The organism is Acidovorax cavernicola, from assembly GCF_003581445.1.
In genome coordinates this window covers 16,659-36,145 of sequence record NZ_QXMN01000053.1, presented here as the reverse complement: position 1 = coordinate 36,145, position 19,487 = coordinate 16,659, and the positions used below count along the sequence as shown (strand labels likewise).

The 19,487-nt window shown below is 68.0% G+C and carries 15 protein-coding genes; 5 read left to right on the top strand and 10 right to left on the bottom strand.

What is annotated here, in order from left to right; translation table 11 throughout:
• Positions 1-458 precede the first annotated feature (458 nt).
• Both D3H34_RS34055 and D3H34_RS27725 read left to right on the top strand, forming a co-directional pair.
• The gene (locus tag D3H34_RS34055) at positions 459-734 is read left to right on the top strand and encodes a hypothetical protein (RefSeq protein WP_147400499.1); all 276 of its coding nucleotides are present in this window, start codon (positions 459-461) and stop codon (positions 732-734) included.
• Positions 638-1,468 carry an ATP-binding protein gene (locus D3H34_RS27725; RefSeq protein ID WP_286186324.1) on the top strand — a complete coding sequence of 277 codons (831 nt, stop codon included), beginning with the start codon at positions 638-640 and terminating at the stop codon, positions 1,466-1,468. The genes D3H34_RS34055 and D3H34_RS27725 overlap by 97 nt, the downstream gene beginning before the upstream one ends.
• A gap of 25 nt (positions 1,469-1,493) precedes the next feature.
• Here the strand turns inward: D3H34_RS27725 and D3H34_RS27720 are convergent, their stop codons facing one another.
• The 6 genes from D3H34_RS27720 to tssJ form a co-directional block, all read right to left on the bottom strand.
• Entirely contained in the window at positions 1,494-3,446 is a 1,953-nt protein-coding gene (locus D3H34_RS27720; RefSeq protein ID WP_119557774.1) for a serine/threonine-protein kinase, read from the bottom strand.
• Positions 3,447-3,479: 33 nt separating this feature from the next.
• A complete protein-coding gene (tagF, locus tag D3H34_RS27715) occupies positions 3,480-4,223 on the bottom strand; it encodes a type VI secretion system-associated protein TagF (RefSeq protein WP_119557773.1) in 744 nt (247 codons plus the stop codon).
• A 13-nt stretch (positions 4,224-4,236) separates the two neighbouring features.
• Positions 4,237-7,872: a type VI secretion system membrane subunit TssM gene (gene tssM, locus D3H34_RS27710; RefSeq protein ID WP_119557771.1), complete on the bottom strand. Its 3,636-nt coding sequence runs from the start codon at positions 7,870-7,872 to the stop codon at positions 4,237-4,239.
• Positions 7,872-9,251 carry a DotU family type VI secretion system protein gene (locus tag D3H34_RS27705; protein ID WP_119557769.1) on the bottom strand — a complete coding sequence of 460 codons (1,380 nt, stop codon included), beginning with the start codon at positions 9,249-9,251 and terminating at the stop codon, positions 7,872-7,874. Before D3H34_RS27705 ends, tssM begins: the two co-directional genes overlap by 1 nt.
• 8 nt (positions 9,252-9,259) lie before the next feature.
• Positions 9,260-10,555, bottom strand: a complete 1,296-nt coding sequence (tssK, locus tag D3H34_RS27700; RefSeq protein ID WP_286186322.1) for a type VI secretion system baseplate subunit TssK — start codon at positions 10,553-10,555, stop codon at positions 9,260-9,262.
• Positions 10,556-10,798: 243 nt separating this feature from the next.
• The gene (gene tssJ, locus D3H34_RS27695) at positions 10,799-11,314 is read right to left on the bottom strand and encodes a type VI secretion system lipoprotein TssJ (protein WP_119557765.1); all 516 of its coding nucleotides are present in this window, start codon (positions 11,312-11,314) and stop codon (positions 10,799-10,801) included.
• A gap of 134 nt (positions 11,315-11,448) precedes the next feature.
• On the opposite strand from tssJ, the gene D3H34_RS27690 reads away from it, so the two are divergent.
• From D3H34_RS27690 to D3H34_RS27680, 3 genes are all read left to right on the top strand, one after another.
• On the top strand, positions 11,449-11,859 hold the full coding sequence (locus D3H34_RS27690; protein WP_119557763.1) for a TssQ family T6SS-associated lipoprotein: 411 nt from the start codon (positions 11,449-11,451) through the stop codon (positions 11,857-11,859).
• Between the two features lie 64 nt (positions 11,860-11,923).
• Positions 11,924-13,807, top strand: a complete 1,884-nt coding sequence (gene tagH, locus D3H34_RS27685) for a type VI secretion system-associated FHA domain protein TagH (RefSeq protein WP_119557761.1) — start codon at positions 11,924-11,926, stop codon at positions 13,805-13,807.
• Entirely contained in the window at positions 13,800-14,591 is a 792-nt protein-coding gene (locus D3H34_RS27680) for a PP2C family protein-serine/threonine phosphatase (protein ID WP_119557759.1), read from the top strand. The genes tagH and D3H34_RS27680 overlap by 8 nt, the downstream gene beginning before the upstream one ends.
• Positions 14,592-14,622: 31 nt before the next feature.
• On the opposite strand, the gene D3H34_RS27675 is transcribed toward D3H34_RS27680, so the two are convergent.
• From D3H34_RS27675 to D3H34_RS27660, 4 genes are read right to left on the bottom strand one after another with little or no spacing between them, the layout of a single operon-like run.
• On the bottom strand, positions 14,623-14,997 hold the full coding sequence (locus D3H34_RS27675; protein ID WP_119557757.1) for a DUF4150 domain-containing protein: 375 nt from the start codon (positions 14,995-14,997) through the stop codon (positions 14,623-14,625).
• Positions 14,998-15,032: 35 nt separating this feature from the next.
• Positions 15,033-15,677 carry a DUF3540 domain-containing protein gene (locus tag D3H34_RS27670; protein ID WP_119557755.1) on the bottom strand — a complete coding sequence of 215 codons (645 nt, stop codon included), beginning with the start codon at positions 15,675-15,677 and terminating at the stop codon, positions 15,033-15,035.
• A gap of 42 nt (positions 15,678-15,719) precedes the next feature.
• Complete coding sequence (locus D3H34_RS27665) at positions 15,720-16,781, bottom strand: pentapeptide repeat-containing protein (protein ID WP_119557753.1); 1,062 nt, start codon at positions 16,779-16,781, stop codon at positions 15,720-15,722.
• Complete coding sequence (locus D3H34_RS27660; protein WP_119557751.1) at positions 16,778-19,465, bottom strand: DUF2169 domain-containing protein; 2,688 nt, start codon at positions 19,463-19,465, stop codon at positions 16,778-16,780. The genes D3H34_RS27665 and D3H34_RS27660 overlap by 4 nt, the downstream gene beginning before the upstream one ends.
• Positions 19,466-19,487: the final 22 nt, after the last annotated feature.

Below are 19,487 nucleotides of genomic sequence, written 5' to 3'. Positions count from 1 at the left end.
TCATGTCCATGGTGATCACTCCTCGAACCCCGCCGCTTAAATAAACAGCAGGGTAGGTTGAACACCTGGCTCACTTTTACTTCGGCACTACCTACAAAACTGGCTCAGTTTCCGGTCGGCGCCAACACCGTCGTCAACCCCTTCCTATTTTGGATTGGGCTGGCCCGGGCTTGCCGCAGCCACCGGAGCAACATTTGCTGTTCCCTGGGGACCAAGAGCAGCACGGCATACATGAACTCAGTTGCAGCGAGCGTGCCGGTCGAGAGACAGCCCGACAAGCTCTCGCGCATCTTTCTACCGGAATCTCTCATGACGGGTTCTGGGGAACAGTGATGAATCGCAGTTGACTTTGATAATTTAATTTACTAAACTAAATTTCTTGATGCAAATCGAGTTCATCAAGACATCATTCAGGCACAAAGGTGCCTTACCGAAGTTCACAACGTGTGGAGTTACTAATGGGAAAGAAGACCGAAGCAGCACTCAAAGCGATTCAAGCCGCACTCTCCGAGCAGAATGAACAACTGGGGGGACATGGCGAGCGCCTTGACCGTCTCGAGAAGATCGTCCAGGCGCAGGCCAAAGAGATCTCTCAGCTCGAGGACAGCGTCACGGACCTCCGCAACCATTCGATCAAATCAGCAATTGCCCGGGGAGTGCCAACAAAGGTTGTTGCGCAAGCTCACGGCCTCTCTTCTGGCCGCGTCTCGCAGATCGCTCCGCGCAAACACTAGTTCACGATCTAGGCGTCGAGATTTTCTCAAATAGCGGGCCAAAATTCTCAAATAGCGCGTTGCCGACCAGCGGCTCTCCGCCGCGCCCGGGCGAGATCTCGCGCGCGCACCACGGCGTGCTGTTCCTCGACGAATTTCCCGAGTTCACGCGCGGCGCGCTCGAAGCGCTGCGCGAGCCTCTGGAGACCGGCACCATCACGATCACCCGCGCCGCCCGGCGCGCGGAGTTTCCGGCGCGCTTCCAGCTCGTCGCGGCGATGAACCCCTGCCCCTGCGGCTACCTCGGCTCGACACGCAAGCCCTGCCGCTGCACGCCCGAGCGCGTCGCGCGCTACCAGAGCAAGCTCAGCGGCCCGTTGCTGGACCGCATCGACCTGCACATCGAAGTGGCGGCGGTGTCCGCACCGCAACTGCTCGATGCGCCGGCGGGCGAATCGACCGACAGCATCCGTGCGCGCGTGGTGACCGCGCGCGAACGCGCGCTGCGCCGCCAGGGCCATGCGAACCAGGCGCTGCAGGGCCGCGCGATCGACACGCACGCCGCACTCGACGACACCGCGCGCCAGCTGCTGCAGCAGGCGGCATCGCGGCTGGGCTGGTCGGCGCGCAGCACGCACCGGGCGCTGAAGGTGGCGCGCACCATCGCCGACCTCGCCGCGCAGGACGCGGTGCATGCGGCGCACGTGGCAGAGGCGGTGCAGTACCGGCGCGCGCTGCGCAGCAGCGCGCCTTGAGCGGCCACTGCTGAGCCCTGCGCCCTTACTTGAACTCGTGGCTCACCACCGGCGCTGACTTGCTGTCCTGCACCGTCACGCGCTGGCGGTAGGCCGTGAGGTCGCCGTTGCGCACCTCGATGGTGTAGATGCCCGGTCGCAGCGACAGCGACTTCAGCGGCGGGCTCACGCCGCGATCCGCGCCGTCGACGAACACCTGGCCCCAGGGCCGGATGTTGAACTGCACGCGCCCCATGCCGGGGGCCGCGGCCGGTGGTGCGGCCGGTGCGCCCGCCACCACGGTCGGCACGGGGTTCGTGCTGCCTGCGGCCGGCGGGGGCGGTGACTGACGGTTGAGCTGGGCGATGGCGTTGCGCGCTTCCCGCGCATGCGGACCGCGCCGGTGGCGCCGCAGGTAGGCCTCGTAGCCTTCGCGGGTGTTCTCGGCCTGGGCCAGGTTCCAGTCTTCGAGCTCGGCGACCGCTGCGGGGTCCGCGGGCGGCTGGGGCACAGGCTCGGGCTGTGCGGGCGGAGCTTCAGGCTCGGCAGGCGCCGCCGAGGGCGCGGGGGGTGCAGGCGCGGCAGCGACCGGCACGTTGTCGAGCGGACTCAGCGGGGCGCTGGCCGACGCGGAAGGCGCGGACGCCGGCGGGACCACCACGGCAGCGCCGGACGCAGCCCCGCCCGGCGGCATCGCCGCCGGAGGTGCGCCCGGATCGGACATCGGCACACCGGGCGGCGGCGCGGCAGCGATCACCGGATCGGCGGACGTGTGCGCCGTCAGGCGCCAGCCGATCCAGCCGCCCACGGCGAACAACGCCAGCACCAGCGCGCCCACCAGGAACAGGGGTGAACGCTTCGATGGCTTCTTCGTGCGGGCGACGGGCGGCGGCGTCTGTGTGCGCGCAGCTGCCACTTCTACAGGCTCGGGCGCAGCCGGCGGCAAGGCCGCTTCCGGCGGTGGCACCGGCACGGGAGGTGGCGCGGGCGGCTCCTCCTGCACAGGCGCCGGGACCGGCACAGCAGGCACGACCGCCACGGCCGGCGCCGACATGCGCCCCACATAGATATCGCCCAGCTTCACCAGCCCCAGCTCGGCCGCGAAGGCGGCCACCGTCTGCGTGCGGTCCTTGCTGTGCACGGCCAGCGTATGGTCCACCGCCGCGCAGAAGGCCGGGCTCAGGTCGTCGCGGTCCATCGAGGACAGCGGCACGTAGGCGTCCTGCACGCTGCGCACCACGGCCGAGGGCGGCGGGTGTCCGGTCACCGCGCGGTACAGCACGGCGCCGAGCGCATAGAGGTCGGTCCATGCGCCCTGCAGCAGCGTGTTGTCGTCGGCGTACTGCTCGATCGGCGAGTAGCCCGACTTCACCATCACCGCGACCTCGTCGACGAGGTCGGCGATCGACTTGCGCGCGGCGCCGAAGTCCAGCAGCACGGGCCGGTCGTCCTGCTGCTGGATGAAGATGTTGTCGGGCGCGATGTCGCGGTGGAAGCACTGGCTGTGGTGCAGCGTGTCGAGCGCGCCCAGCAGCGGGCCCAGCATGCCGAGCAGCCAGGGCTCGGTCAGCGTGCCCGGCTCGCTGTCCGCGAGCTTGCGCAGCGTGCGGCCCTTGTACAGCTGGATCGCCATGTAGGCCGTGGAGTTCGCCTCCCAGAAGCGATGCACCCGCACCAGCGCCGGGTGGCTGAACTGCGCCAGCGTGCGCGCCTCGTTGATGAAGCTGCGCAGGCCGGCCGCGAAGGTGGCCGTGAGCCGCTCGGAGCGCACGTGCACGCTGTTGTCGCCCACGCGGCGCGCGAGCATCGACGGCATGTATTCCTTCACCGCCACCTCGCGCTGCAGCGAGTGGTCGTACGCGCGGTAGACGATGCCGAAGCCGCCTTCGCCGATGACCTCCAGCAGCTCGAACTCGTCGAGCCGGTGGCCGGTGCCGAGCGGATGGGGGCGTTCCTCCTGCGGGTCGGGCGTCACGCTAGGGCTGCCGGGCGTCGTCATGGGATTTTTCTTCCTGCGGGTGGATCGGGCGCGTCATGCCCATGGCACGTGGCCTTGCGAAAACAACTGGGAAAACAGCGGTGTGTTGAGCCCCCCGCCGTGCGCCGCGGTGCGCAGCGGCGAGCCGTCGGCCTGGTTGGTCCACCAGTAGCTGGTGCCGCCGAAGGGGTCGAAGCACAGCGGCAGTTCGGGCCACCCCAGGCGCTGCTGCGCGCTGGCACCGCGCGCGCCGTCCGCATGTCCGGCGCCCGGGCCGGCGGCCGCGCCGAGGATCGAGAGGATGTCGTCCGAACCGCCGCTGGCCGTGCGAAAGCCCGTGCGCCCCGCGGCCAGCACCTGGCTGTCGAAGAGATCGGGCGCCACGCCGTGGCGGATCGCCTGCAGCAGCGCGCTGCCGCACTGCCAGTACCACGCGGCCGAGCCTTCGAGCACGGCGGGCAGGTAGCGGGCCGCGTCCACCTGCAGCGTCACGCAGGCCGGGTAGTAGCGGCCCACGCGGTCGCAGCTGGGCGCGATGCAGCCGAACTGCACCGCGTTCACGCCGTGCGTCGCCGGGATGGCGAAGTTCCACACGGGCGCCACCGCGTAGTGCCGCGTCATCGCATCGGGCCAGCGCTTGAAGCTGCCCAGGCCGTTCTGCATCCAGCGGTCCCACCAGGCCTGCAGTTCGCGCGGCATGCGGCGGTAGAGAAAGTCGCCGGCCGCCGGCAGCTTGCCGTACCAGCCGATCTGCTCGTCGACGGGCGACCAGGCGTGCGAGGGAAGGGGGCTGTTCATGCCGATGCTTCCCCTATGACTTTCCGGGGCACGAGAAGCCCGTCATCTGCGACAGCCGCAGCGGGTTGTAGACGCTGTTGGCCGTCACCGCGAGCACCACCTTCTTGCCCTGCAGGTCGAAGGTCGCATTGAACGATTCGGGCGTGCGCCCCGACGAGATCGAGGCCTTGTCGAACAGCCGGTGCAGCGCCCACGGCCCTTCGGTCACGATGCCGCCGGCCGGCGTGCCGTTGGCGACCGTGACCTGCAGCCGCACCTGGTTGCTGTTGCGCGGCCCCGGCCACTTGATGCTGCTGGGCGCCTGCGGGCCGTGCGCGTAGCGCACCGTCTGGCCGTCGATGTCGAGCGTGAACTGCGTGAGCGCGGCGTCCATGTCCTCGGGCCGGATGTCGAGCGTGAACGACGGCGTGCGCCCGCCCGCCATGCCCGAGAAGAACACGTCGCGGATCGCCTGCGCCTTCTGGAACGCATCGAGGTATGCCGAGCGCCCCGACGCGCTGCCGTCCACGCCGCGCTTGAAGGTCCACGGGTTGACCGAGGTGTCGACCTGCGAGGCGAGGTTCTTCTGGAAGAAGTCGTCCATCATCCCACCCGGCGCGAACAGCTGCGCGAAATCGCCCGCCGCCACGTCGCGGTTGGAGCCGCGCGAAAACGGATAGCGCCCGGCGATCGCCTGGTGGCAGAACTGCCCGATGGTCGCGGCGGCGTTCTGGCCGATGTTCTGCCGCGTCACGGCCGCGGCCTTCGACGAGGCAGTGGCCGAGAGGTCGTTCAGCATGCCCTGGAACGGCACCGGCAGGCGCCCCGCCTCGGCCTGCAGCTTGGTGACCGCATCGCCCGACGGCGGGATGTTGCCGCTGCGCAGCGCAGTGTCGGTGGCCGTGAGGAAGGTGTAGAGCTCGTTGATGAGCGCGGCCGTCTGGTCCAGCGGCGTCTGCCCACCGGCCTTGGGCGCGGTCACCATGCGGCGCAGCGGCGCGAAGTGGTTGTCGACCAGCGATTCGGGCCGGTCGGGCGCGGTGTTGCGGCGCTGGCTGCCGTCGGGCTGGCCGATGAGCTGCTCGATGCGCTCGCGCGTGCTCGTCACGCGGTTCTGCGCCTGGTCGAGCAGGCTGCGCGCGGCCTCGTCGTGGTTGCGCAGCAGGTCGGTCTCGCGCGCCGCGCCGCGGATCAGCCGCGACATCGGCGACTCGCCGGTGGAGAGCACCCGCGTCATCTGGATGCTCTGCAGCAGCGACTTGCTCTCGGCCAGCCGGATGTCGGCCAGGTACTCGTCCCAGATGCGGATGTAGTCGGTGAGGTACAGGCGCCGCACCTCGCGCAGCAGCAACTCGCGCGAGGTGATGTCGGCCATGCCCGGGGCGCGGATCTGCAGCACCCAGCGGTCTTCCTGCTCCAGCGCCAGCGTGGTCTCGGCCATGCGCTTGTCGAAGATGTCCCAGTAGCCGCGGTACGTGAACAACGTGGGAATGCCGTCGGTCAGCGGCTTGCCGCTGGCGCGCCGCACCACCAGCGCCGATTCCGCCCCGCCCGCCTCGGCGATGGTGAAGGCATTGGGCGTGCTGGTCTGCAGGAGGATGCGGCGCAGCCGCGCATACGAACGCTGCGCCAGCGGCACGCCGGCCAGGCGCTCGCGCGTCTGCGCGATGAGCTTGTCGTCCTTGGCGAAGGGCGAGGTCACGACGCGGTCGGCGAACAGCGTCTTCAGGTGCGCCTCGAGGTTCGTGCGCTGCTCGCGCGTGAGCGAGGCACCGATCTTGCGGTCGACGTCGGTCAGCAGCCAGGCCTGCAGGAAGTCGGCGTCGTAACGCTCGGCGTCGTACAGCATGAGGTAGGCCTTGAGCGCCTCGTAGCTGTACTCGGCATCGATCTTCGCGGCTTCGCGCAGCGACTGCTCGACGCGTTGCGCGGCCTGCGGCAACAGCACGGTTTCCAGCGCGCGCTGGTACACGCCGTCGGTGGCGGCCTGCAGCTTCTCGCCCTGGTACAGGCCGAAGCGGTAGCCCAAGGGCGGATCGCCGATGTCGAACTCGGCGGACTTGGGCAGGTCGCGCAGGCGATCGAGGATGAGCAGCGAGCTGGCGATGTCGCCGCTCGAATCGACCACCGTCGGCAGCTCGCCGCGCGCGGCCGCCTTGTTGAAGGCCTTGGCGTTGCCGTCGACCTCGGCCACGTAGGCCTTGTTGTGGCGCCAGCTGTTCGTCCATGCACCCAGCAGCACCACCGCCAGCAAGCCGACCAGCGCGTAGCCCGCGAGGTCGATCGCGCGGCGGCGGCGGTACCAGCGCAGGTTGGTGCCGGCCACGCCCGCGTCGCGGAAGATCACCTGCTGCAGCAGCTCTTTCAGGAAGTAGCTCTTGCCCGGGCCCGGCGGCGGCGCGGGCGGCGCGTTCACCTGCAGATAGCGCTTGATGGCGCCCATCACGCGGTCGAAGGCCGTGCCCTCCTGCGTGCCGCTGGTGAAGTACACGCCGCGCAGCAGCGGCGCGGTCTCGAACTTCGACGGATTGAACACGTCGGCCAGGAAGGTGCCCAGGATGTCCTCGAAGCTCGCGAACTGCTGCGGCAGCAGGTAGGCCTGTGCGCGCCGCATCGGGTCGGGCTCGGTCGCCATCAGCTCGGGCAGGCGCTCGTCCAGGCGCTGGTGCAGCAGCTTGTATTCCTGGTGGAAGCGCTCGCGCAGGTCGCCCTTGGCCGGGTCGGCGGGGTTGCCTTCGATGGGAAAGGTGAAGCCCCACACCTGCTGGCGCTCGGCGCGGCCCAGCGAGCCGAAGTACTCGTTGAAGCCGGCCAGCAGGTCGGTCTTGGTGACCAGCACATACACCGGGAAGTTGATGCCCAGGTCGCTGCGCAACTCGAGCAGCCGCTTGCGCAGCGCCATCGCGTGGCGCGCGCGCTGCGCGTCGTCGGCCAACGGCAGGTCGGCGATGCTGATGGTGAGGATCGCGCCGTTGATCGGCTGGCGCGGGCGGAACTTCTTGAGCAGCTCGATGAAGCCCTTCCACTCGCCCTCGTCGGTCTCGCGATGGCTCTCGTGCGTGGTGTAGCGCCCCGCCGTGTCGATGAGCACGGCCTCGTTGGTGAACCACCAGTCGCAGTTGCGCGTGCCGCCGATGCCGCGCACCGCCGCCTTGCCCAGCTGGTCGGCCAGCGGAAAGTCGAGGTCGGAGTTGACCAGCGCCGTGGTCTTGCCGGAGCCCGGCGCGCCGATGAAGATGTACCAGGGCAGCTGGTACAGGTACTGCCGGTCGAACAGCGCCAGGCGCCCGGCCGCCTTGCCGCCGGGGCCCGGGCCGAAGCGCATGTTCTTCAGCACTGCGGTCGCGTCGGCGAAGCCGCTGTGCAGCTCCTTGATCTCGGGGGCTTCTTCAGGCCGGGCTTCCTTCGCCTTGGGCGACGGCGTGCGCAACTGGTTCAGCAACTGCGCATTCAGGCGGCGCTCGCGCCACTTGCGATAGGCCACGCGCAGCAGCCACACGCCGAACATCAGCGCGATGACCACGATGCGCACCAGCTCGCTTTCGAACGGCCGGTAGCGACCCACGGCAATCACCGGGCCGATGACCCAGATCAGGAACGCGAGGGCGATCAGCCCGAGGAGGACCCAGAGGTCGCGGCTGATGAGAAAGCGGAAGAGCGCGCGCAACATCAGCGTGTTCCTCCCTGCGAGGGTTGCTGCTGCGGTTGCGGCGCGGACCCCGGCACGGGCACGCCCGCCACCGGCGCCACCAGCAGCGTGACCTCGACGCGCCGGTTGCGCGCGCGGTTGGCGGCCGAGTCGTTGGGCACCAGCGGGTCGGCATCGCCACGGCCTTCGGCGCGCAGCCGCTCGGGCCGTGCCAGGCGCGTGGCGATCATGGCCTTCACCGCATCGGCGCGCGCCTGCGAGAGCTGCCAGTTGGACGGGAAGCGCACGCTGCGGATCGGCTGGTCGTCGCTGAAGCCGCTGATGAGCACGTTGCCTTCCACGGCATTGAGCGCATCGGCCACGCGCGAAAGCACCGGGGCGTAGCGGTCGAGCACGCGGTCGGAGCCCGAGGCGAACAGGCCGTCGCCGCGCAGCACCACCACGCTGCGGTCGGCTTCGTCGCGCACGGTCAGCAGGCCGTCGCGGATCTCGGGCTCGAGAAAGCGCTGCAGGCGCGGCTGCGCCGCGGGCACCGCCACCGCGCGCTGCGTCTGCGGCAGGCGCACCGCGCTCACGGCCGAGAACGCACCGTCGGAATGGCCGGCGAGGTTGAAGGTGAACACGGCGAACACCAGCAGCAGCAACACCGCCGCCACCGCACCTACGGCCCACACCGGCAGCCAGTGGCGCGTGCGACGCACCGGCGCGCTCGCGTCCTGCCAGTGCGGCGACAGCGGCACGGCAATCTCGCCACGCGCCTGCCGGATGATCTGCAGCAGCCGCTGCTTGAGCGTCTCGAGCTGCGAGCGGCCGTTGTCGATGACGCGAAAGCGCCCCTCGAAGCCCATGGCCAGGCAGAAGTAGATGAGCTCGATGAGGTGCAGGTGCTGCTGCGGGTTCTGCACCAGGCGCGACAGCAGCTGGAAGAACTTCTCGCCGCCCCAGGTCTCGTTGTGGAACATCACGAGCAGGCTCTGCGACGACCAGATGCTGCCGCCCCACGGCGTGAGTGCGGCGGCCTCGTCGACCGCGGTGCACAGGCAGTAGCGCGCGCCGATGATGACCTCGGGCGCGATGCCGGCCTGCTGCGCGCGCGTCTCGAAGCGCCGCACCTCGTCCACGAGATGCTCGCGCAACTGCGCGGGCGCGGGGTGGTGGCCGGTGGCGCGGATCTGCGGGATCAGGTCGAGCAGCGGATTGGCCGCGGCCACCAGCGGGTTGTTGCCCGCCAGCGCCGTGTCGCCCGCATGCGGGCGCCGCGCGTCGTGCCACGCGGTGAAGGCATCGGGCTGGGGTTGCGATGGCAGCGGCCCCGCGCCGCTGCCGGTGTTCGTGCCGCCGCCCGGATTGGGCGGCACGAAACCGCCCGGGCCCACGGCCATGTCATTGGCACCGTTCATAGGGTCCCTCACGGACGGATGGCCCAGAACTCCATCGCGAGCCCCGGAAAGTCGCCCGCCAGGTGCATGGCGACGCCGCCCGATTTCTCGAGCTGGCGCCACATGTCGCCGCCCTTGTCGAGTTCGAAGTAGTGATAGCCCGCGTGGTACGGGATCTGCCGCGGCGCCACCGGCAGCGAGCGCACCACCACGCCGGGCAGCTGCAGCTGCACGAGGTCGCGGATGCGCTCGACCGAACCGATCTTGACCTGCGTGGGAAAGCGCTGCTGCACCGCGTCGGCCGGCAGGTCGGCATGCACCGCGAGCACGAAGGCCGCGTTGCGCACCAGCACCGGGTCGGGCATGCGGCCCACGCGCACGCCGTGGCTGCGCTCTTCCAGTTCGATGGCGATCGCGCTCTGCTCGAGCACGGCCGACAGCGAACGCCGCAGCTCTTCCATCAGCGGACGGATGCTCTCGTTGAGGTTGTCGTGGTCGTACACCGGCCAGACCACCGGACGGCGCGTGGGCGAGGTGTGCGTGGCCAGGTCGCAGGCCAGCTTGAGCCAGTCGACGAAGAGCGTCTCAGGGTGCACCTGCACCGCCTGCTGCGCATGCCATGTGAGCGCGAGGTAGCGGTTGACCAGCTCCAGCAGCAGGAAGTCGGAGACCTCGCTCACGCCGCCCCGCCCCGGCTGCGACAGCCGCGAGGCCAGCGCCTCGGAACGCTGCGTGAGCAGGCCATGCAGCTCGGCCGTCATGCTGCGCAGCATCGGATGCGCCGAGGCGTCGAGCACCGGCGGAATGTAGTTCGCGTCGACCACCAGCTTGTGGTCGGTACGCCGCTCGATCACGCGCACCGCACCGATGGCCTGCCACTCGGCCGTGAGCGACGAGGCCCGCGCCAGCCGCAGGCGCGGTCTGGCCAGCTGCAGCACCGCCGGGCCGAGCGCGACCGCATTCCCGTCGGCCACTTCGCGTTCGACCACGCCGAAGCGTGCGGCCGAGCCTTCGTCTTCCGAGAAGATCACCTCTTCGCTGCCGGGCCGGCGTAAGGGCAGCGCGAGCACGATGAGTTCGTCTGTGAGATCGGTGGGCACGTCGAAAGGCATCGGCGCGTCTTCGAGGCCGAACGAGAACGGCGTGCCGTCGGGCAGCACGCCCGCGCCGCCGAGCAGCGACACGCGGCCCAGCGCGAAGGCATCGCGGTCGATGTCCAGATGCAGCCATCCCCAGTAGGCACCTTGCAGGCCCGCGGTACGGCGAGTGACGTACTGCTCGACATAGCGCTCCATCTGCTGGAAGTGCTGGGGCCGCAGGTACATGCCTTCGGACCACACCACACGATTCGCCAATGCCTGAGGTTGGGCGCCATGACCGGCCACGCCCGCGTTGCGAACTGTCACCAAAGAACCTCCTGGAGTGCTCACACGGAGGCGGGGAATGCGCTGTTCAGCGGCTCCCCGCTCGATCTTCTTTCGCGTCTGATGCTACACGTCGACTCTTGCGTTTCACATGTCTTTTCAAAGACTTATGCGCTGCACTTTTGTATTAGCGCGCACAGGAACTTAACGACTTGGTAGCAGTTCCAGTCCGCTCTTACGTACCGCGATGCGCACGCTCTGCTCGCTCGGAGAAAACTGCCACACCTTGTAAAGATTCGTTTGTTTGGGTTCCTTCAGCGGCAGCACGATGCGCCACCGAGCCGCTTCCAGCTTGCGATAACCGGCGATGACACCGATGGCGCGCGAGTCGAGCCCGGCCTCTCGCTTGAACACGCGTTCCTCGCCGCTGCGCATGATGGCCTGGTCTGCATTCACCAGTTCCGTCATCAGCGTTTCACGATCACGGTCCTGCAACGCAAAGTAGTCTGCCGTCTCGAAGTTGCCGGAAGATTTCAGTTCGAAGACCTTCACCAGGATGGGTGCGGCCTGTCCGCGTCCGTCGGGGTTCACGCCGTCGTCGATGCGCACGGTGATGGCGTAGGGCGTGGGCATCGACTTGGCTGTCGATGCACAACCCGCGAGGCCTGCAAGCAACGGAGACGTTGCCAATGCGCCTTGAATCAAGGTCCGTCGATGCATGAGATCTCCCTGAAAGCTTCGCGATCTATATTATCGAAACCATGCACGCGCACGGTGTGCATTGCGTGCTGTTGCATCACGATGCACAGCACACCCTCTCTCACGCATTGCCTCTCGCGAAGTAGGAGAAAAGATTGAAGTCCTGCCTGCCTGTTCTGTCTTTTGCCTTCATGCTTGCGCTGTTGAGCGGCTGCCAGAGCACCCCGGATGCATCGCAGCAACCCGAACGCCTGAGCCAGCAAGTGGCGCGCACCACGCTTGAACGTGCGCAACAGGCCTACGAGGCGGGCGACTACGCCAAGGCCATCTCCACACTGAAGAGCGGCGGCGTGTCGGTGTTCGACGGGGCCGAGCCCGCCACGCGACTCGCTGCGCTGAAGCTCGAAGCCTTCAGCTACTGCGTGAACAACCAGATCGCGGAGTGCCGTACGCAATTCCGCAAGATCCTCGATGTGTTCCCGAGCTTCGACCTGAATGTCGCGGAACGCACCCACCCCGTGTGGGGCCCCGCGTTCGAGGCCGCGAAGAAGATGAAGCGCGGATGACACGCGGCCGGCCACGGCCACGCCCGGGCATGCTCGCCCACCCCGCGACGAACATGGAGACGCCATGCGCTGGACAGTGATTGAACACGGCGGCATGCCCACGGCCTCGGGGCCTTCGGCCCTGCTCGCAGCCCCGGGCGGCACCATCGGCCGCAGCCCCGACAACCACCTCGTGCTGCCCGACGAACACCGGCAGATCTCGCGCCTGCAAGCCACCGTGCGCTTCGACGACGACGGCGCGGCCGTGGTCCGCAACATGAGCGCGGTGTTGCCGATCAGCGTGAACGGGCGCACCTTGCGCCATGAAGAAGAATCGCGCGTCGCGGAAGGCGACCGCGTGACCATCGGCAGCTACGTGCTCGAAGCAGCGAATGCGCAACAGGCGCCGCCGCGCGCGATCGTCGAAGCGCCCGTCACCGAACCGCTCACCGAGCCGCCTGTCGCACCGATCACGGAGCCGCCGCCTTCGCTGCCGGTGTCTGCCGCGCCGTCTACTCCGAATCTCGCCGCGGCCCCTTCGATCAGCGCGCTGCTGCCGACCGCGTCGCCTGCTTCCGATGTCTTCGCGGACCTGTTCGGCGAAGGCACGCTGCCCATCGGCGATGCACCGCATGAACCGACGGTGGCGATGCCGAGGCCTGCGCCCGCATCGGTACCCGCACCACCGCCATCGCCGCCACCAGCACCGCCGTTGTCGCCGCTCGTTGCGGCGACCTCCACGACCACACCACTGTCCGCGCAGATGCCGTCGGCCGCCGATTGGGACACCATCCTCGCCAACGCACCGCGCCGCACCGACGATGCAGCCGCGCCGATGCCGGACCCGCTCGCGCACGAGCCCTTCGCCCTGCCCTCGCAGGCGCAGCGCAACCCGGTCGACCCGCTCGCCGAACTGGACCCGCAGGCCACGCAGGGTCTGTCCGACCTCGCGCTCAAGCGGAGCATGGACCCGCTCTCCTTCTTCGCCGAAGACCGCGATGCGCCGTCGCCGCTGTCCGACCCGCGCCCCACGGCGCTGACGCAGGAGAACCCGCTCGACAACGTGCATCCGGCCATGGACCTGATCGCGCGGCCACCGGCCGCTTCGGGCCACAGCCTCGCGAACCATGCGCGCGAGATGACGTCGCAGTTCAATCCGCCGCAGCCCGTGGCGATCGCGCCTTCGATCACGCCTTCGATCGCCACGCCGGCGCCTGTTGAAAAAGCTGCACCGATGGAGGAGCCCGTCGTTGTCGCACCGGCGCCTGCCCTGCCCGAGGCGGCGGCTGCGCCGTCTCTGCCAGTGGCTGCAGTCCCGTCACCTGCACCCGCGCCGGCACCGGCATCACCGAGCGCGCCCTCGTCCGGCGACGACCTGTTCAAGGCCTTTCTCGAAGGCGCCGGCGTGCCCGAGGTCGCGGGCCAGCAGCCGCTCGATGCCGAGGCGATGCGGCACCTCGGCCGGCTGATGCGCGCCTTCACTGACGGCACCATCGAACTGCTGTCGTCGCGCGCGATGCTCAAGCGCGAAGTGCGCGCCGAGATCACCATGATCGTGGACGAAGAGAACAACCCCTTCAAGATCCTGCCCAACGGCCGCGCCGTGCTGATGCAGATGTTCGGGGCACGCATGCCCGGCTTTCTCACACCGGAGGCCGCCGTGCACGATGCGCTGGGCGACCTGCAGTCGCACCAGCTCGGCATGGTGGCCGGCATGCGCGCCGCGCTGCTCACGCTGCTGCACCGCTTCGACCCCGGCGCGCTCGACAAGGCCACGCCGCACGACGGCGGCCTCGGCGAGAAGCTGCTGCCCGGCGGGCGCGAAGCGCGGCTGTGGCGCCAGCTGAAGCAGCTGCACGCCAACACCACCGCCGCCGTCGAGGACGACTTCCAGGCCGTCTTCGGCCGCGCGTTCCAGCAGGCCTACGACCGGGAGATGGAACGCCTGAAGGAGGCGCGCCGTGCCTGAAGCCACCCGCGCCTTCGCCGTGCCCATCTCGACCTCGCAGTTCTCCTGCGTGGGCGAGCGCAGCGGCAACCAGGATGCCATCGGTTATCACGTCGACGACCATTTCGCCTGCTTCGTGGTGAGCGACGGTGTCGGCGGCACTGCGGGCGGCGAGCTGGCAGCACGTACCGCCGTCGACACGATGCTCAATGCGGCTGTCGATGTCCCCTCGATCACCGATGACGCCATACAGCGCTATGTGAACGGCGCCAACTCAGCCATCCTCGCCAAACAACGCGAACTCACAGCGCAGCACAAGATGAGTGCCACCGTGGTCGCGCTGTTCATCGATCGCGACACCAGCCAAGCACGCTGGGCACACGCGGGCGACAGTCGCCTTTACCGCTATCGCCGCGGTCTGGTGATCGACCAGACCGAAGACCACAGCCTCGCGCGTCGTGCCGGCCACGCCAACACCGCCGCACAGACCGGCCCGCTGGTGGCGAGCAACCTGCTCTATCGCGCGCTCGGCGCACGCCATGAACTCGTCCCGGCACTGTCACCTGTGCAGACGCTGGCCGACGGCGATGCCTTCCTGCTGTGCACCGACGGCTTGTGGCAACGCCTCTCGCAACCGGTGATGGAGCGCTGCTTGCAGCTCGCGGCAAGCGCCGAGGAATGGCTCGCGCTGTTGCGCCGCGCAGCCGAAACCCGGGGCGGTGAGGAGTCCGGTGACAACTACTCCGCACTCGCCGTATGGGTAGGCGCGCCGCAACAGGTCACATTGGCAGCCGGGGCCGGGTAGGAGCGCGAGGCTTTTCGCGCGGAAAGCCGACTCAGAACATCAGGGTCGTGAGCTGGCTGGGCCCCAGCCGAAGGCCGATGATGTTGCAGCGGTTCTGCAGCGTGGGACTGGTCAGTCGCGTGGCCAGCATGCCTTCGATGACCACCTTGGGCGCGCCGAAAATATGACGCGACTGGTCCATGAATGTCTGCGAAATGATGCCCCCAAGCACGCCAGGCTGATCTCCCAGCGTTTTGGTAATGGTGGTCCCCATGTTGTGGGCCGGCATCATCGTCAAATGCGTCCGCCTGACATTGGGCCTCGCCATGAATCCGAGTCCCACATTCACGAAGGGCGTGGGGGCCGGGGTTTTGCAGACATCGACGATGCCTAGGTCCATCCCACCGAGTTGACAGTTTCCTTGCATAGGGGTCTCCTTGTGTTGCGCGCGGGGGTACGCATTCAGCCCAGATGAATCTGGCCGGCATCGACCTTCACGACGTCCCTGGCCGTGACGACGGTATGGCAGCCGTGCATGCGCAGGGTGTGTGTCGCCTCCTGATCCAGATGGCCCACGCGCACGCGCTCCGTGTCGTCCACCAGCCGCAGTGCATTGCGCGCCATTTGCACGACGCGGTCGGCCATCGTTTCGAACACCTTGCCCACCAGGCGCAGATGTCCGATGGCGGCATCGGCCGAACGCGCATGGAACTGCAGTTGCCCCAATTCGCAGTCGCCCTGTTCCGCCTTGAGCATCAGCGTGTCCGCGCTTTCAAGAGTCAGCGCGGTAGCGCTGCGGATGGAGACGCGGCCGGGGCCGGTGCTGGCTAGCGTGAGGTCGCCGGCGGCTTCGATGCGGCTTGAGGAGGCGTCTGCCTGCTCGATCACCGCGATGAGGTAAGCCCGCAAGCGATCGGGGCCGGAGAGCAAGACCGTATCGCCCACCTCGGGTTTGAGCAGACAGCTCGCCGCGCGCCGGCACAGCCAGGCGCCACCTTGTTCGTCTTCCACGCCGATCAGCCCGTCGGGCGTCTGCCCGGTCATTGTCCCGAGCAGATGAACGGGTTGATCCTCTTTGAAAACCTTGGGAAACGAGACGACGCTCATGGTGATTCCTCTGGAGTTGAAGTCAAGGAAAGGTGGGGTTTCTCATGGCCCGCGGCGGCGCGCGGCGGACCACGCCTGGGCTTTTTGCGCCTGCGGATCGTTTTCGATGATGCCGGTGCGCGCCGAAAATCGGGCTTCGTTCTGGGTCGCGCCATGCATGCGGGTCCGCAGGAAGCTGGCCCCTCGCAGATCGGCCTGACTCAAGTCCGCAAAGGAAAAATCAGCATCCTGCAGCTGGGCTCGCGCGAAACGGGTTCCCCTGCACTGCGCCTGATGAAAGGCGCCCAGTGTCAGCACGGCATCACTGAAGTCGGCCGCTTGCAGCTTCGCTTCGGCCCAGATCGATCGCTCCAGGCGCGCGCTCACACATACCGCGTCGCGCAGATCGGCCTCGGAGAACACCGCGTGCATGGCCTGCGCACCACTCAGGTTGGCCTTGCACAACGAGGCCCCTGTGAACAGGCTCTGCGTCAGCACAGCACCCGACAGGTCCACGCCGTCCATGCGGTTGTCGACGAACTGACAGCGTTCGAAGTGCTGCCCCGCGAGCCGCTGTCCGCTGAAGTCGCATTCGACAAACATCGTGCTCTCCCCCGCCACACCTGCGAGGTGCGCTGAGCGCAGGTCGACCTTCATGAAGACAGTGGACCGCATGGCCACACCACGGCAGTCCGTGCGTTCCAGCCGCGACTCGACAAGCGCCACATGCTCGCAATGGCCCACGCGCCAATCGGTGTCACCCAGGTCGCACTGATGGAACGCCGTGCGCACAAGGTGGGCACCTGCCAGCTGCGCCTGCGGCAGGGCGACCTCGGCAAAGACTGTGCGCTCGAGCTGCGCCTCGGGCAGGCGTGCCTGCGAGAGGTTGCAGCGGTGAAAACGGGTGTCATTGAGCACAGCCCCCGAGAGATCGGCCTGGGCCAGCTGACAATGGACCAGTTGACTGTCTTCCATGCGCGCGCCCACCAGCGAGGCGCCGCTGAGGTTCACGCGCTCGAAGATGGCACCCGACAGGTCAATGCCGTTGAAGTCCCAGCCTTTGCAGTCAAGGTTCATCACCGGGGTTCCATGGCGAATTCTGTCCAGCAGTTCATCGCGCGTCATCCGCCGGGCTCCGCTCGCCGCACGGGCCGGATCTTGGCATCTTGCGTGTAGGCTCCGTCCAACTGGGTGGTGAGGTCGATCCGCGCCTGCGAGACATCGGCACGGAAAAGGTTGGCCTCCGACAGGTCGGCCAGCCGCAAGTCGGCCTTGGACAGGTTCGCGTCCATGAGGTTGGCATCACGCAGCGACGCAGCACCCAGATCGGTCCGGATGAACAGGCTGTCGGCGCCGATCGCGCGCTCCAGCTGCGCGCGGCGCAAGTCACACTCGGAGAAGTCGCAGTTCTCGAGGCACGCATCAGTGAAATCCGCCGCCTCGAAACGCGTGCCGCGCAGCCCGCAGCGCTTCAACATCGCGCCGCGAAACACGGCGCCGGCCATGTGACTCTCCAGCACCACGCTGCAGCCGATGAGCGACGCGTCGGTGAAATCAAGGCCCTGGTCCGCACGCGCCGTCACGAAACTGCAGCTCTGCAGGCGAGCGCGCGCGAAGGAGACGCCCGCAAGGCTGCATTGGATCCAGCTGGTACGCAGCAGATCGGCCTCTTCGTACACCAGGTCTTCCAGGCTCAGCTCGATCATGGTGACCTCGTGCCAGTGCGACTTGCGCAGATCACACTGCAGCCATCGGCTTTCGCGCAGATCGCAGTACGCCAGATGCGCCCCGACGAAAAGGCAGCGCGCGAACACCGCCTTCTCGCACAGAGCATGGCTAAGGTGGGCCTCCGAGAAATCGGTCCCGTCACACTGTGCCGCGCCCAGGTTGGTGTGGTCCAGCCGCGCGCCGACCAGGCTGGCGCCTGCGAGCCGCGCACGCGCCAGCACGGCGTTGGAGAAGTTGCAGCCGTCGAGTCGCGCACTCACCAGATTGGCGTCTTCGAGGTTGGCGCCCGAAAAATCGGCCCCCCGCAGATCCATCTCCGACAGGTCGACGCCTGCGAGGTTCATGCGCGCGAAGTGGCGCTGTTGCGGCGCGGCTTGCGCCAGGCGGCGCCGCAGCTTGGCCGACCGGAAACTCGATGCGACCGGCGCGGGATCGAGTAAATGCGCGGTGTAGAGGTGCCCCTGATACATCAACGCGCGCCTGCGCTCGCGGTCCTCCGCTGCAGCCTGGGCGTCCTCCGACGTGGTCGGCGCCCTCTTCTGCAGACGGGGATCGGTCTGATCGATCCGGTCGAAACGGCGCATGGCCTCCTCGGGGTCGATGCGGTTTTGCGCAGGTTTCCCGCTCGCCTGGCGTTCGGCAGCCTTGCGCTCGAATTCGCTCTTCATGCGTTGGAGTTCTGCTTGCAGCCGGTCGGCGTCGAACGGCTTGCGCGCCGGTGCCGGCGTGGATGCGGCGCCTGCTGGCGCCGCCTGCCCGTTTCGGCCGTGCAACTCGTCTTGCATGGCCTTGAACTGTTGCTCCAGCCGCTCGCTGTACTCGGGCAACTCATCGAAGGAGCGCGGAGGCTGCAGGTCCGGCTGCTCGGGCATGTATTTCGAGGGATCGAGCCCGCGACGCAGCAGCTCTGCCCGCTGGTTTTCGTGGTGGCGTTGCCGGCCTGCATGGAGGTTGCGCACCATCGGCCGCGCCATCAGGTCGGGCAGTTGCTCGGCGGCCCAAGGCGCCATGACTTCGCGCGGCATCAGGTCAGCATCGCGCAACGCCAGGACCGCCTTCGAGGGATCGAGCCGGACCTTCAACACCGACTGATAGTGTGCGAGCGGACGCGGCGCGTCCGCCCATTCGAGCGCGGGCATCAGGTGCCTGACATCAGCCCCGTCGTCTTCGGCGATGTCGAAAGCACCGTGCCAGATCAGGATGGCCCGCTCCATGTGCGGAAAGAACCAGACAGTGGTCAGCCGCATCGCGGCCTCCTCCAGCGCTTCACCGTCAAGCTGCCGACTGGCAAAGCAACGGGCTTGCCAAGCGGGCAGCCGCCCGCTCAGCACGGGCTCGCTCGGGTGCATGTTCCAGAGTTCGTAGCTTGCGGTCGCAGGAATCTCGCTCGCGCCCTCCCAACGTTGATCGGCCGCCGCGGCATTGAAGTAGCGCCAATCCATGTCTTTCGCGAATCCGGGGTAATGCTGCTCCAGCCACGCCTGCCCGTAGTCGCTGCCGACCAGACGCAGGCGCTGCAGCCAGTCGGGCGGCATGGCGCCGAAGCCGGCCGGCTCGATGTGCTGGCCACGCGCGGCCATGCGCGATGTCGGCGATTCAATGTGGGGAAGGCGCCGCGTGGCAACACCGTTGATCAATTCATCCTGGCTGCCGATGCCCAGCGGATTCTCAGCCACCATGGGCCCACCGTAGGCATGGGCCCAATCGAGCGGCATATGTTCGAAGGCCCGGGGCTCGGTGGCGCGGCTGCCGAGCCAGTACCGGTCCCCGAACACGGTGAGCGACTTCTGCAGGCCGCCGATACGCACCTGCACCGCGCAGGCGGTCTTGTCGTGCTGGTGCGCGGTGTACGCATTGCCGCTCAACAACCATTCGGGCACGCGCTTGGGTATGGCCAGGTCAAGCACATTGCCCGGGCCTATCTGCTCGGTGGCCAGCTTCCAGAGTTCCGGGTCCGCATGCAGCCGAGGCTCAGGCCCGAGGCTGATGAGCCCGAGCACCGACACACCCAGGCGGTCCTTGCCCTCCCAGCGATAGGGGCGCTGAAGCAGGCTGAGCCGGCTCGGCTTGGCAAACTTCATGTCGCGCCCTCACCCCTTGCGC

Bases quoted from the DNA above. Each gene is read 5' to 3' on its own strand.
- D3H34_RS34055 (WP_147400499.1), top strand. From the start codon at position 459: ATGGGAAAGAAGACCGAAGCAGCACTCAAAGCGATTCAAGCCGCACTC.
- D3H34_RS27720 (WP_119557774.1), bottom strand. From the start codon at position 3,446: ATGACGACGCCCGGCAGCCCTAGCGTGACGCCCGACCCGCAGGAGGAA.
- tagF (WP_119557773.1), bottom strand. From the start codon at position 4,223: ATGAACAGCCCCCTTCCCTCGCACGCCTGGTCGCCCGTCGACGAGCAG.
- tssM (WP_119557771.1), bottom strand. From the start codon at position 7,872: ATGTTGCGCGCGCTCTTCCGCTTTCTCATCAGCCGCGACCTCTGGGTC.
- D3H34_RS27705 (WP_119557769.1), bottom strand. From the start codon at position 9,251: ATGAACGGTGCCAATGACATGGCCGTGGGCCCGGGCGGTTTCGTGCCG.
- tssK (WP_286186322.1), bottom strand. From the start codon at position 10,555: ATGTACCTGCGGCCCCAGCACTTCCAGCAGATGGAGCGCTATGTCGAG.
- tssJ (WP_119557765.1), bottom strand. From the start codon at position 11,314: ATGCATCGACGGACCTTGATTCAAGGCGCATTGGCAACGTCTCCGTTG.
- tagH (WP_119557761.1), top strand. From the start codon at position 11,924: ATGCGCTGGACAGTGATTGAACACGGCGGCATGCCCACGGCCTCGGGG.
- D3H34_RS27675 (WP_119557757.1), bottom strand. From the start codon at position 14,997: ATGCAAGGAAACTGTCAACTCGGTGGGATGGACCTAGGCATCGTCGAT.
- D3H34_RS27670 (WP_119557755.1), bottom strand. From the start codon at position 15,677: ATGAGCGTCGTCTCGTTTCCCAAGGTTTTCAAAGAGGATCAACCCGTT.
- D3H34_RS27665 (WP_119557753.1), bottom strand. From the start codon at position 16,781: ATGACGCGCGATGAACTGCTGGACAGAATTCGCCATGGAACCCCGGTG.
- D3H34_RS27660 (WP_119557751.1), bottom strand. From the start codon at position 19,465: ATGAAGTTTGCCAAGCCGAGCCGGCTCAGCCTGCTTCAGCGCCCCTAT.